This window comes from Hydrogenophaga sp. T2 (assembly GCF_049843535.1).
GTDB lineage: Bacteria > Pseudomonadota > Gammaproteobacteria > Burkholderiales > Burkholderiaceae_C > Hydrogenophaga > Hydrogenophaga crocea.
The window spans coordinates 159924-173363 of the sequence record NZ_JBBHZJ010000010.1 but is presented as its reverse complement, the minus strand read 5'-3'; the positions used below and the strand labels follow the sequence as shown (position 1 = coordinate 173363).

The window sequence follows — 13440 nt, the reverse complement described above, 5'->3', positions numbered from 1 at the left end:
ATGAACCTGCAAGACTGCCGCGCGCTCGACGCGCAAGACCCCCTGCGCGCCCTGCGCGATCTCTTCGACATCCCCGCCGGCACGATCTACCTCGACGGCAACTCGCTCGGCGCCCTGCCGCGCGCCACCGCGGCGCGCGTGGCCGAGGTGGTCACGCAGGAATGGGGCCGTGACCTGATCCGCAGCTGGAACAGCGCGGGCTGGTTCGAAAAGCCGCGCACCGTGGGCGACCAGATCGCGCGCCTGATCGGCGCCGCGCCGGGCACCACCATCGCTACCGACAGCACCAGCATCAACCTGTTCAAGGTGCTGAGCGCGGCGCTGCGCATCAGCGCGCAGCGCAGCCCGGGGCGCTGGCGCATCGTGAGCGAGCGCAGCAACTTCCCCACCGACCTCTACATCGCCGAGGCCCTGTGCAAGGACAAGGGCTGGGAGCTGGTGCTGGTGGAGCCGCACGAGATCGCCGAGGCCCTGAAGGACGAGAAGCTCGCGATCCTCATGCTCACGCACGTGAACTACCGCACCGGCGCCATGCACGACATGGCCGCGGTGACCCAGGCCGCGCACGACGCCGGCGTGCTCGTGGTGTGGGACCTCGCGCACAGCGCGGGCGCGGTGCCGGTGGACCTCACGGGCGCCGATGCCGACTTCGCCGTGGGCTGCGGCTACAAGTACCTCAATGGCGGCCCGGGCGCGCCGGCCTTCGTGTGGGTGAACCCGCGCCACGCCGACCAATGCTGGCAGCCGCTGGCGGGCTGGTGGGGCCACGACAAGCCCTTCGCCTTCACGCCCGACTACCAGCCCGCGCCGGGCATCGTGCGCTACCAGTGCGGCACACAACCCATGATCAGCCTGGCCGCGCTCGAGTGCGGCGTGGCCACGGTGCTGGCGGCCGAGCCGCACGGCGGCATGGCTGCGCTGCGTCGCAAGTCGCTCGCGCTCACCGACCTGTTCATCGCGCTGGTCGAAGAACGCTGCGCGGGCCACGGCCTGTCGCTGGTGACGCCGCGCGAGCACGGCCAGCGCGGCTCGCAGGTGTGTCTCTCGCGCAGCGAAGGCGCGTATGCGATCGTGCAGGCCCTGATCGCGCGCGGCGTGATCGGCGACTACCGCGCCGGCGACGGCGCGGGCCATCCAGACATCCTGCGCTTCGGCTTCACGCCCCTGTACCTGGGCTTCGAAGACGTGTGGCACGCGGTCGAGCACCTGCGCCAGGTGCTCGAGAGCGGCGAGTGGCGCCGCCCCGAGTTCAACCGCCAGCACGCGGTGACCTGAGGGCCGCGCCATGAGCGAGACGCAACGCCCCGAAGACGTGGTGCGCGAGGAGCGCGCCCAGCTCGACTTCAGCCGCGACATGAGCTACGGCGACTACCTGCAGCTCGACGCGATCCTGAGCGCGCAAAAGCCGCTGTCGCCCGCGCACGACGAGATGCTGTTCATCGTGCAGCACCAGACCAGCGAGCTCTGGATGAAGCTCATGCTGCACGAGCTGCACGCGGCCATGGCCCACATCGCGCGCGACGAGCTCGCGCCCGCGTTCAAGATGCTCGCGCGCGTGAGCCGCATCATGGAGCAGCTGGTGCACGCCTGGGACGTGCTGGCCACCATGACGCCGCCCGAGTACAGCGCGCTGCGGCCCTACCTCGCGAAGTCCAGCGGCTTTCAGAGCCACCAGTACCGCTGCATCGAGTTCGCCATGGGCAACAAGAACGCGGCCATGCTGCAGCCGCACGCCCACCACCCCGAGCGCGCGGCCACGGTGCGCGCGGCCTATGAAGCGCCGTCGCTCTACGACGAAGCCCTGCGCCTGCTCGCGCGCCGCGGCCTGCCCGTGCCCGCCAGCCACACCGAGCGCGACTGGACCCGGCCCTACGAGGCGAGCGACGCGGTGGAGCAGGCCTGGCTGCAGGTCTACCGCGACCCGCAGGCGCACTGGGACCTGTACCAGCTCGGCGAAGAACTCACCGACCTCGAAGACACCTTCCGCCTCTGGCGTTTCCGCCACGTCACCACGGTCGAGCGCGTGATCGGCTTCAAGCGCGGCACGGGCGGCACGGGCGGCGTGAGCTACCTGCGCAAGATGCTCGACGTGGTGCTGTTCCCCGAGATCTGGCGACTGCGCACGGCGCTCTGAGGCTCGCCGAGGCTCAGGCGCGCGTGCGGGCCGTGGCCTGGGCCACGCGAAACACCATGAACTCGCAGGGCCTGAGCAGGGCCACGCCCACCAGCACGACCACGCGGCCTTCGGCCAGGTCGTGCTCGCCCATGGTGGTGCGGTCGCAGCGCACGAAAAAGGCCTGCTCGGCGCCCGTTCCCTGCAGCGCGCCCTCGCGCCAGCGCGCGTGCAGGAAGTCGGCGATGCTCTGGCGCAGCCGCGTCCACAGTGCCTCGCCGTTGGGTTCGAACGCGGCCCAGTGCACGCCGCGCACGATCGAGGCCTCGATGGCGAGAAAGCTGCGACGCGGCGCGACGTACTTCCATTGCAGATCGCTCGAGAGCAGGCGAGCGCCCCACACCCGGTGGCCGCGGTCGCTGAAGCTGCGCAGGCAGTTCAGCCCCAGGGGGCCGAGCAGCTCCTGCTCCGCCGTGCTGATCGGATGGGCGAAGCGCAGCGCCCCGCGCACCACTTCGTTGGCGGGCGCGCGGTGCACGCCGTATTGCGCATCGCAACGCGCCCAGACGCCGGCCACGAAACCCGACGGCGGCAGCACCACCTCGCCCGAGGAGCCGGGCGCAGCGCCTGCGGCCAGTGGCCGGGCCGCGACCACCCACGGGTAGTACATCGCGGCATGGCTGGAGTCGAAGCGGCGGCGGTGCTGGCGCGCCTGCGCCGGTGTCAGGTCGGGGGGCGTGTCGAGCAGGGCCACGCGCCAGGCCTGCCAGGCCTCGGCATGCGCCACCAGCGCGGCCGCAATGGCCAGCGGCGCCTCGGGGTCGGCCGTGGCGTAGGCACTGCTGCCCGGCGCGGCCACGATGGACACGTCGTCGAGCGCGGCCACGGCTTCGAGCGCCCGCCGGTAGTCGGCCGGCGTGGGTTCGCCGCCGTCGCTGCCGCCGGCCAGCCGCCATTCGCACTCGCTCAGGCCCTGCAGCAGCAAGGCCCGCAGCATGGCCGGCGGCAGCGTGCGCGGCGCCTCCAGCGCCACGGGGCCGCGCAGCGCGCTGCCGATCCAGCGCGGGTGCTCGGGTGACAGGCCCAGGCCCTCGTCGCGGCGGGTGTGGCCGTCGCGGTCGGTGCAGCTCACCGCCAGCGTGAGCAGGCAGGCGCCGGCGTCGGCCAGTTCGCGCGCAGACCGCACAGGCATCGCGGGCTGGCCGGGTGCGCCCCAGCCATCGCCGCGCTTCACGCACAGCACCGCGTCGGGCAGGCACAGCACGCTGCCCAGCGGCGCCTGCGCCAGGGCCTCGGGCGAGGCGGCCTGGCGCAGTTCACGCACGTGCACACGGCCATTGCCCGCCGCCCCGGGCCAGCGCGCGCGCCAGCGCAACGGCGGCTCGACCGACACCCACGCCTCGGCGCGGGCCGCCCCCGCGCCCAGCACACGCGACACGTACAGGCGCGTGCCGCCTTCGTTGAAGAAGGCGCGCACCGCGTGCGCCAGGTGGTTCGTGGCCGGCACACCGGGCCCGAGCGAGAGGTCGGCCAGGCCGCCGTGCACGCGTTCGTAATCGGCCAGGCTGGTGAGCAGTTCGAGGGCTTCGCCAGGGCCATCGCCCTCGCGGCAGGGCCCGGTGCTGGTGGGGCCCACGAAGGCCGCGGTGCCGGTGCCGGCCGCGGCGATGGGGGGTGCGCGGTGGGGGCGCGCTTCGATGGCGACGCCGGGCGCGAGGTGATCGGGCATGCGCTGTTTCTCCCTGGGCGGGGCGCCACCGGCGCCTGCCCGGGCCGGCCGACAGGCCGGGCGCCAGCGGCCAACCGCCTCCCCCACCATGGCGGGCAGCTTAGTCGCTTTCAGGCGCGGGCCCGCAACCACCCATCACTCAGCTGGGGGAGGCACGGCCGCGCGTGCCCGCGCTTCAGTTCGGGCGGATGTTGTTGCGCCGGATGACCGCGGCCATGGTGTCGGTGTCGGCCTTGATGCGGCGCGCCAGGCCCTCGGCCGAGGTGCCGGCCACGGCCCAGCCCTGGTTGAGGATCTTCTCGCGCACCTCGGGGCGGCGCACGATGTCGGCGAGCAGCGCGGCCAGCCGGTTCACGTGCGCCTTGGGCAGGCTGTTGGGCGCGGCCACGGCGTTCCAGATCTCGAGCTGGAAGTCCTTGAGGCCGGCCTCGGCCAGGCTAGGCACCTCGGGCACCACGGCGCTGCGGCCCGCCGAGGTCACGCCCACGGCGTGCAGCTTGCCGGCCTTGATCTGCGGCATCGCCAGGCCCGGCGGCAGCAGCGCCATCTGGATCTGGCCGCCGATCATGCCGGTGATGACCTGCGGGTTGCCCGGGTACGGCACGTGCACCGCGCCCAGGCCCGCGCGCGACTTGAGCAGTTCCATGCCCAGGTGGGCCACGGTGCCCACGCCGGGCGTGCCGTAGTTCCACTTGTCGCCGCTGCCGCGCGCGGCCTGCAGGAAGGCGCGCGGATCGGCGGGCGTGCCGGGCGCACCGGCCAGCACCAGCGGCGCCACCGCGAGCAGCGACACCGGCGTGAGGTCGGTCAGGGGGTCGTAGGTGGCGGCGGGGTTGAGGATCTTGGCGATCGTCATGTTGCCGTTGATCATCAGCCCGATGGTGTGGTCGTCGTCGGCGCGCGCCACCAGGGCCGCGCCGATGTTGCCGCCCGCGCCGGGCCGGTTGTCGATCACCACGGGCTGGCCCAGGGCCTGCTGCAGCGGCTCGGCGATGGTGCGGGCCATGAGGTCGGGCGAGGAGCCGCCCGGAAAGCCGACCACGATCTTGAGCGGCCGGTTGGGCCAGGCCGTGGCTTGCGCTTGCGCCATGGGCAGGGCGCTGGCGGCGGCCAGGGCGGCGCCGGTGGCCAGGACGTGGCGGCGGTTGACGGGGGGCAGGCTCATGGGTGTCTCCGGGGCAGGGAAAGGGGGCCGTCAGCGCGCGCGCTCCGGCGCGGCGGGACCGTTGTACAGCCAGGCATTGTCCAACAGGCGCTCGCCGAACACGGCCATGGCCGCGTCGCGCGCCCAGCGCAGCGGGCCCTGCGCGTGAAAAATGCCGCCATTGCGGCGCGAGCGCCGCTGCACGCGGGCGTTGCGCGCCCAGCGCAGCGCCGCGTAGCGCGCGAAGTGTGAGGCCCAGTCGGGCGAAGCGCGCCCCTGCAGCAGCCGGCCCAGCGTCCAGGCGTCTTCGAGCGCCATGGCCGCGCCCTGCGCGAGGTAGGGCCGCATGGGGTGGGCGGCGTCGCCGAGCAGGGCGATGCGGCCGCGCGCCATGGCCTGCGGCCCCGCCAGCGGTTCGCGGTCGTGCAGCACCCAGCGGGTCCATGCGGGCACCGCATGCAGCCAGGCCGCGAGCTCGGCGTGCACCGGGCCCAGCGCGGCCTGCAGCTCGGCCAGCGTGGCGGGCTCGGACCAGCTGCGCGCATCGCGCGGCCCGCCCTCGGCCGCGCCGTGCACCACGGCCACCAGGTTGAAAGCCTCGCCGCGGCGCACCGGGTAGTGCACCACGTGCAGGCGCGGGCCCAGCCACACCGACACACGCGCGGCGCGCAGGGGCGCGGGCAGGTCGGCCGCGGCGATCAGGCCGCGGTAGGCGAGGTGGCCCGTGGGGCGCGGGGGCGCATCGCCGGCCACGGCCGAGCGCACGCGGCTCCAGAGGCCGTCACAGCCGATCAGGGCCGGCGTCTCGAGGGCGCTGCCGTCGGCCCGTTCGAGGCGCACCGTGTCGCCCTGCTCGGCCACCGACACCAGGCGGCTGCCCAGCTGCAGGCGCGCACCGGTCTGCGAGCGCAGCGCCTGCAGCAACAGGGCGTGCAGATCGGCGCGGTGCAGGCTGGCGTAGGGCCGGCCGTAGCGCTCGGCGAAGGCGGGGCCCAGGCGCAGGCCGCCGAGCGCGCGGCCCTGGCCCGCGTCGCGCACACGGAGTTCGTCGGGGTACGCGGCCACGGCGTCGAGCGCGGCGCGCAGACCCCAGTCGGCCAGCACGCGCACGGCGTTGGGCCCGAGCTGCAGGCCCGCGCCCACCTCGCCGAAGGCCTCGGCCTGTTCGAGCAGGGTGGGCGCCACGCCCGCGCGCGACAGCGCCAGCGCCGCCGCGAGACCGCCGATGCCGCCACCGGCCACGATCACACTGGTTTCCATGCGCCGATTGTGCTCAAGCGGCGCGGCGCACGAATCGGCTCAAAGGATGCGGTTGAACCAGAGCAGCGACAGGGTGGCGGCCGCCAGCGCGAGCACCGAGGCCACGAGCGCGAGCAGGCCCGCGACCTCGGTTTCCTTCTTCTCGACCGTGAGCCGGGTGCTCAGCGACTGATAGACCTGCTTGAGGTTCTCGGCCGTGCCGGCGTAGAAGTACTCGCCGCGCGTGGTGCGGGCCACGTCCTTGAGCGTGTCCTCGTCGAGCCGCACGCGCATGGACCAGCCCTCGAAGCCGATCACCTCGCCCTCGACCGTGCCCACGCCCACGGTGTACACGCGCACGCCGCGCTCGGCCGCCATCTTGGCGGCTTCGGCGGTGTCCACACCGGTGGTGCGCTGGCCGTCGGTGAGCAGGATGATGGCCGCCGAGTTGTAGCTGCCGGGCTCCACGGGCTGGAAGGGTTTTTCTTCGCCGCGCGGCTGGTCGAGCGAGCGGCCGCGCGGCGCGAACGGGTCGGTGTTGCGGCTGTAGGTGAGGTCGGTGAGGCTGATGCGCTGCTGCGGGAACAGCTCGGACAGCGAGACCACGATGGCGCTGCCGATGGCGGTGGCGCGCTGCAGCTGGAACTTGTCGATCGCGGCGTTGAGGTCTTCGCGGCTGAGGGTGACCGGCTGCACCACCTGGGCCGAGCCCGCGAAGGCCACGATGCCCACCTTCACGTGGCGCGGCAGATCGGCCAGAAAGGCCTTGGCCGCGTTCTGCGAGGCCACCAGGCGGTTGGGCTGCACGTCTTCGGCGCGCATGCTGCCCGACACGTCCATGGCCAGGATGATGGTCTGCTGCGTGGACGGCAGCGTGATCGACGCCATGGGCCGCGCGGCCGCCAGCAGCATGGCCGCGATGGCCAGCAGGAACAGCAGCGGCGGCACATGGCGGCGCCAGCCCGGGCCGCGGCCCATGGCCTCGCGCACGATGGACAGGTTGGCGTAGCGCAGCGCGGTCTGCTTGCGCCGGCGCTGCAGCCACCAGTACAGCAGCACCAGCAGCGGCAGCGCCAGCAGCAGCCACAGGAACTGCGGCCACAGAAAGTTCACGGGCGGCAGGTTGTTCATGCACGGACTCCTTCACGTTGGCGCCGCGGCAGTTGCGTGGGCACGGGCCGCGCACCGGGGTTCAAGCGCACACGCTGGCGGCGCATGTCCACGAAGCGCAGCACGGTGTCGGCGAGGTCGTCGTCGGTGCCGAGCTCGAGCGTGTCCACCCCGGCGCGCGCCAGGCCCTCGCGCAGCTGCGCCTCGCGCTGCGCCGCGATGCGCGCGAAGCGCTGGCGAAAGCCCTTGTCGTGCGTGTCCACCATCAGCTGCTCGCCGGTCTCGGCGTCGCGGATCGGGATCAGGCCCAGGTCGGGCAGTTCGAGTTCGAGCGGGTCGACCAGGCGCACGGCCACCACGTCGTGGCGGCGCGCGAGCTCGCCCAGCGGCTGCTCCCAGCCGGGCTGGCTGATGAAGTCGGACACCACGAACACGGTGCTGCGCTGGCGCACGCTGAGCGCGGCCCCGCGCAGCAGGTCGCCCAGCCGCGTGGCGTCTTCGCCGCTGGGCTTGTGCGCCGCGGGCGCGGCGGGTTGCATCAGCAGCTGCATGAGCTGCAGCACGTGCAGCCGGCCGCCGCGCGCGGGCAGCACCGCGTTCACGCGCGCCTGGCCTTGCTGGCCGTACACCATGGCGCCCACGCGGTTGCCGTGGCGCGAGATCAGCCGCGCGAGCACGGCGGTGAACTGCAACAGCACCTCGCTCTTGCGCTGCTCACCCGAGCCGAAGTTGACCGAGGGGCTGAGGTCGAGCAGGAACCAGGCCGCCATTTCGCGGTCCTCGGTGAACACGCGCACGTGCGGCTGCTGCAGCCGCGCGGTCACGTTCCAGTCGATGTGGCGCACGTCGTCGTGCAGCTGGTACTCGCGCAGGTCGGCCAGGTCGAGCCCGGTGCCGCGCATGAGCGTGCGGTGGTCGCCCTGCAGCAGGCCGTCGAGCCGGCGCATCACGGTCCATTCGAGGTGGCGCAGCAGCGCCTCGGCGCGCTGCACCGCGGGCGCGGCGGCGGCCGGTGCGGGGCTGGCCGGAGCGCGGGGGCCGAACAGGCGGGCGAACATGGTCAGGCCTCCCGCCGGGCCGCCCCAAGGGAGGCCTGCGCCCCCCCGGGGGGCAGCGACGACACGAAGTGCGGAGCGTGGGGGCTCATGGTCAGGCGCGTTTGCTGTCGGCCTCCAGCGGGCGGGCCGGCGCAGGGATGTGCTTCATGATGCGCGCGATCAGCGCGTCGCTCGTGAGGCCTTCGGACAGGCCTTCGTACGAGAGCACCACACGGTGGCGCAGCACGTCGGGCACCAGATCGACCATGTCCTCGGGCAGCGCGTAGCTGCGGCCGCGCAGCATGGCGAGCGCGCGCGCGCCTTCGACCAGGCCGATGGTGGCGCGCGGGCTGGCGCCGAAGGTGATGAGCCGGCCCATGTCCTTCAAGCCGTGCTTGTCGGGCGTGCGCGTGGCCGACACCAGCTTCACCGCGTACTGCACCAGCGACGGGTCCACGTAGACCTCGCGGCACTGGGCCTGCAGGGCCGCAAGCTGCTCGGTGGTGGCCACGGGGTTGAGGGTGATCGCGGGGCCGGTGACGCGCTCGACGATCACGTACTCCTCGTCGTCGGTCGGGTAGTCGACGATCACCTTCATCATGAAGCGGTCGACCTGGGCCTCGGGCAGCGGGTAGGTGCCCTCGGTCTCGATCGGGTTCTGCGTGGCCATCACGAGGAATGGCCGCGGCACCTTGTGCGTCTCGCCCGCGATCGTCACCTGGCGCTCCTGCATCACCTCGAGCAGCGCGCTCTGCACCTTGGCGGGCGCACGGTTGATCTCGTCGGCCAGCAGCAGGTTGGCGAACACCGGGCCCAGCGAGGTGCTGAAGTCGCCGGTCTTCTGGTTGTAGATGCGCGTGCCGACGAGGTCGGCGGGCACGAGGTCGGGCGTGAACTGGATGCGCTTGAAGCGGCCGCGCACCACGTCGGCCAGGCTCTTGACGGTGAGCGTCTTGGCCAGGCCCGGCACGCCTTCGACCAGCAGGTGACCCTGGGCCAGCAGCGCGACCATCACGCGTTCGAGGAAGCGGTCCTGCCCGACCACCATGCGCTTGACCTCGTAGAGGATCTGCTCCATGAGCTGGGCGGTTTCGGGGGCGTTGGGTGTGTCGCTCATGCAGCGCTCCGGTGGGGGGATGTCAGAACGGGGGCAGCCCCGCGGCGGACGCGGCACTTTCGATGGGCACGGCAAAACCGATGCCCACGAAGGTGCGCGCGCTGGTGGGATTGAGGATGCCGGTGACGATGCCGACCACCTCACCGTCCATGGTGACCAGCGGCCCGCCCGAATTGCCCGGGTTGGCGGCGGCGTCGAACTGGATCAGGTTGCCGATGACCTGCTTGCCTTCGGGCGACTTGAACTCGCGCTTGAAGCCCGAGATCACGCCGGCCGACACCGAGGGGCCGATGCCGAAGGGAAAGCCCACGGCCACCACGCCGTCGCCCGCCACGAGGTCGGCGGTGGAGCGCATGGTGGCGGCCGAGAGGTCGTCGGGAATGGTGTGGGCCTGCAGCACGGCGAGGTCGTTCTCGGGCTGCGCGCCCGTGACGCTGGCGCCCGACTCGGTGCCGTCGGCGAAGGTGATCTTGAGCCGGTCGGCGCCCTGCACCACGTGCAGGTTGGTGAGGATCACGCCCTTGTCGACGATCACCACGCCCGTGCCCACGCCCGACTCGTCCTCCTTGCCGTCCTTGTCGCGGTTGTAGGAGAGCACGCGCACCACCGAGGGGCGGATCTTCTCGGCCGCGCGCGCCGTGGGCGACGGCATCACCTGGGTGGTGAGCGTGCGCAGCACGGCGGCGTCGATCGCCTTCTGCGTGAGCGGCGCGGGACCGTTGCGCTGCTGCCAGATGGTGGCGATGAGCGCCAGCGAGAGCAGCGCCACGGCCAGCCACAGCAGCCGCTGCTGCGAGAGCTGTCGCGCCAGCGCCGCGCGCAGGCGCCCTGGCTGTCGAACCTGGCTGATGCCCTCGTCCGCCGCCGGCCCGGCCACCTCGGGGGCGGCGGGGCGTCGCGACGGGCTGTACTTCGCTGACTGGCGCATGGCGACCCCCGAAGAACCCGTGGGTCACATGATGCCGGGATGCAGCAACCGGCTCAAGCGGTCAACAATTGCCGCAGGACGTACGGGAGAATGCCACCGGCCCGGTAGTAGTCGACCTCGACCGGGGTGTCGATGCGCAGCGTGACCGCGACCTCGCGCCGCTGGCCGTCGGCGCTGGTGATCACCAGCCGGGCCTCGCTCTGCGGCCGCAGCCCGGGGTCGGGCAGCACCTCCACCGTCTCGTCGCCGCGCAGGCCCAGCGACTCCCACGAGTCGCCGGGCTTGAACTGCAGCGGCAGCACGCCCATGCCCACGAGGTTGCTGCGGTGGATGCGCTCGAAGCTGCGCGCGATCACGGCCTTGATGCCCAGCAACTGCGTGCCCTTGGCGGCCCAGTCGCGGCTCGAGCCGGTGCCGTACTCCTCGCCCGCGAAGATCACCGTGGGCACGCCCTCGGCGATGTAGCGCATGGCGGCGTCGTAAATCGGCAGCTTCTCGGGCCGCGCGCCGGTGGCCCGCGCCGCGGGCGTGGGCTGGTGCAGCGTGACGCCGCCCTCCTCGCGCGAGCCGTCCGGCCGGGCCGGGATCATGAGGTTCTTGATGCGCACGTTCGCGAAAGTGCCGCGCATCATCACCTCGTGGTGGCCGCGGCGCGCGCCATAGCTGTTGAAGTCGGCCGGCAGCACGCGCTGCGCCTGCAGCCACTGCCCGGCCGGCGAACTGGCCTTGATGTTGCCCGCGGGCGAGATGTGGTCGGTGGTGATCGAGTCGCCGAACAGCGCCATGATGCGCGCGCCCTTCACCGCCACCGGCGCCGCCTGTTCGCGTTCGGCCAGCGTGAAGCCCTCGAAGAACGGTGGCTCGGCGATGTAGGTGCTGGCCGGCCAGTCGTAGGTGGTGCCGCGCGTGCCCGGAATGGCCTCCCACAGCGCGCCGGGCTCGCTCTTCACGAGCGCGTAGTTGTCGCGGTAGGCCTTGCCGTTCATGGCGCTCTTCATGAGCGCGTGGATCTCGTCGCTGCTGGGCCAGATGTCGCCCAGGTACACGGGCTTGCCGCCCTTGCCCTGGCCCACGGGCTGGCTCATGAGGTCGACCATCACGTTGCCCGCGATGGCGTAGGCCACCACCAGCGGCGGGCTCGCGAGGAAGTTGGCCTTGAGGTTGGGGTGGATGCGGGCCTCGAAGTTGCGGTTGCCCGAGAGCACCGCGGCACACACCAGATCGTTCTCGACGATCACCGCGTTGAGCTCGGGCGCGAGGTCGCCCGCGTTGCCGATGCAGGTGGTGCAGCCGTAGCCCGCGAGCGCGAAGCCCAGCTTCTCGAGGTAGGGCAGCAGCCCGGTCTTGCTCAGGTACTCGGTGACGATGCGCGAGCCCGGCGCGAGCGAGGTCTTGATGTGCGGCTTGACCTTGAGCCCCTTCTCGACCGCCTTCTTGGCCAGCAGACCCGCGGCCAGCAGCACACCGGGGTTGCTGGTGTTGGTGCAGCTCGTGATGGCCGCGATCAGCACGTCGCCGTTGCCGATGGTGAGCTGGGTCTCGGGCGCGGGCGCGGCCGGGGCCTTGGCACGCACCGGCCGGTTCGACACCATCTCGGCCTCGTAGCGCGGCGCGCCCTCGGGCGTGGGCTTGACCTCGGGCGTGGGCGGCGGCGACGCCTCGGGCTCGGCGAGGTAGCGCGTGTGCAGCAGCTGGGCCGGGCGGTTGAAGCCGTTCTGCGCGCTGGGCAGGCTGAACAGGGTGCAGAACTGCTCGGCCACCTTGCCCAGTTCGATGCGGTCCTGCGGACGCTTGGGGCCGGCCAGGCTGGGTGTGACCTTGCCCAGGTCGAGCGTGACCACCTGCGAGTAGTCGATGTCGCCGCGGCGCGGCACCCCGAACAGGCCCTGCGCGCGGAAGTAGGCCTCGAAAGCCTCGATCTCGGCCTTGCTGCGGCCCGTGCCGCGGAAGTAGTCGATGGTTTTTTCGTCGACCGGGAAGAAGCCCATGGTGGCGCCGTACTCGGGTGCCATGTTCGCGATGGTGGCGCGGTCGGGCAGCGTGAGCGAGGCCGTGCCCTCGCCGAAGAATTCCACGAACTTGCCCACCACCTTGTGCTGGCGCAGGATCTCGGTCACCGTGAGCACCAGGTCGGTGGCCGTGACGCCGCCGCGCAGGCGCCCGGTGAGCTCGAAGCCCACCACGTCGGGCGTGAGGAAGTACACCGGCTGGCCCAGCATCGCGGCCTCGGCCTCGATGCCGCCCACCCCCCAGCCCACCACGCCGATGCCGTTGATCATGGTGGTGTGGCTGTCGGTGCCCACCAGCGTGTCGGGGTAGTAGAGCCCGCCCTTCATGTGCACGCCACGCGCGAGGTACTCGAGGTTCACCTGGTGCACGATGCCGAAGCCCGGCGGCACCACACCGAAGGTATCGAAGGCCTGCATGCCCCACTTCATGAAGCCATAGCGCTCGCGGTTGCGCTGGAACTCCAGCTTCATGTTCAGGTCGAGCGCGTTCTTCGTGCCGTAGTGGTCCACCATCACCGAGTGGTCCACCACCAGATCGACGGGCACCAGCGGCTCGATCTTCTTCGGGTCCTGGCCCAGGCGTTCGGCCGTGCTGCGCATGGCGGCCAGGTCGGCCAGCAGCGGCACGCCGGTGAAGTCCTGCAGCACCACGCGCGCCACGGTGAAGGGAATCTCGTCGGTGCGCGGCGCGTTGGGCTGCCAGTTCGCGAGCTGCTGCACGTGCTCGCGCGTCACGCGCTCGCCGTCGCAATGGCGCAGCACGCTCTCGAGCACGATGCGGATGGCCTGCGGCAGGCGCTGCACATTGGGAAATTCGCGCGCCAGCGCCGGCAGCGAATACAGCCGGCCGGACTTGCCGGCCGACGGGTTGAAGGTCTTGAGCGTGTGGGCGAAGGGGTGCGCGAAACGCGTGGGGGCGTTCATGAGGGGGTCTCTCCTGAAGATCGTTCGCAGAGCGGCCATTCTGCGACCTTCTGCAGACGCCGCAAGCGCGGCGCCCGATTGCCCCCTGCG

General features: G+C 72.2%; 10 protein-coding genes. 2 read left to right on the top strand and 8 right to left on the bottom strand.

Going from position 1 to position 13440, the window contains the following annotated elements; translation table 11 throughout:
* Together kynU and kynA are read left to right on the top strand one after the other, a co-directional pair.
* The gene (kynU, locus tag WDZ95_RS20905) at positions 1-1275 is read left to right on the top strand and encodes a kynureninase (protein ID WP_425781353.1); all 1275 of its coding nucleotides are present in this window, start codon (positions 1-3) and stop codon (positions 1273-1275) included.
* Positions 1276-1285: 10 nt separating this feature from the next.
* On the top strand, positions 1286-2134 hold the full coding sequence (kynA, locus tag WDZ95_RS20900; RefSeq protein ID WP_425781351.1) for a tryptophan 2,3-dioxygenase: 849 nt from the start codon (positions 1286-1288) through the stop codon (positions 2132-2134).
* 13 nt (positions 2135-2147) lie between these two features.
* Here the strand turns inward: kynA and WDZ95_RS20895 are convergent, their stop codons facing one another.
* The 8 genes from WDZ95_RS20895 to WDZ95_RS20860 form a co-directional block, all read right to left on the bottom strand.
* Positions 2148-3842, bottom strand: coding sequence for a phage tail sheath family protein (locus WDZ95_RS20895; protein WP_425781349.1), 1695 nt, complete (start codon positions 3840-3842; stop codon positions 2148-2150).
* A 175-nt stretch (positions 3843-4017) separates the two neighbouring features.
* Positions 4018-5007 (bottom strand): Bug family tripartite tricarboxylate transporter substrate binding protein, encoded by a 990-nt coding sequence (locus WDZ95_RS20890; protein WP_425781347.1) that lies wholly within the window; start codon positions 5005-5007, stop codon positions 4018-4020.
* Between the two features lie 30 nt (positions 5008-5037).
* On the bottom strand, positions 5038-6246 hold the full coding sequence (locus WDZ95_RS20885; RefSeq protein ID WP_425781345.1) for an FAD-dependent monooxygenase: 1209 nt from the start codon (positions 6244-6246) through the stop codon (positions 5038-5040).
* A 39-nt stretch (positions 6247-6285) separates the two neighbouring features.
* Positions 6286-7338 (bottom strand): VWA domain-containing protein, encoded by a 1053-nt coding sequence (locus WDZ95_RS20880; protein ID WP_425781416.1) that lies wholly within the window; start codon positions 7336-7338, stop codon positions 6286-6288.
* Between the two features lie 14 nt (positions 7339-7352).
* Positions 7353-8393, bottom strand: a complete 1041-nt coding sequence (locus WDZ95_RS20875; protein ID WP_425781343.1) for a DUF58 domain-containing protein — start codon at positions 8391-8393, stop codon at positions 7353-7355.
* Positions 8394-8484: 91 nt separating this feature from the next.
* Positions 8485-9489: an AAA family ATPase gene (locus WDZ95_RS20870; RefSeq protein WP_166223988.1), complete on the bottom strand. Its 1005-nt coding sequence runs from the start codon at positions 9487-9489 to the stop codon at positions 8485-8487.
* 22 nt (positions 9490-9511) lie between these two features.
* Positions 9512-10417, bottom strand: coding sequence for a S1C family serine protease (locus tag WDZ95_RS20865; protein WP_425781340.1), 906 nt, complete (start codon positions 10415-10417; stop codon positions 9512-9514).
* A 53-nt stretch (positions 10418-10470) separates the two neighbouring features.
* Entirely contained in the window at positions 10471-13350 is a 2880-nt protein-coding gene (locus WDZ95_RS20860) for an aconitate hydratase (RefSeq protein WP_425781338.1), read from the bottom strand.
* Positions 13351-13440 lie beyond the last annotated feature (90 nt).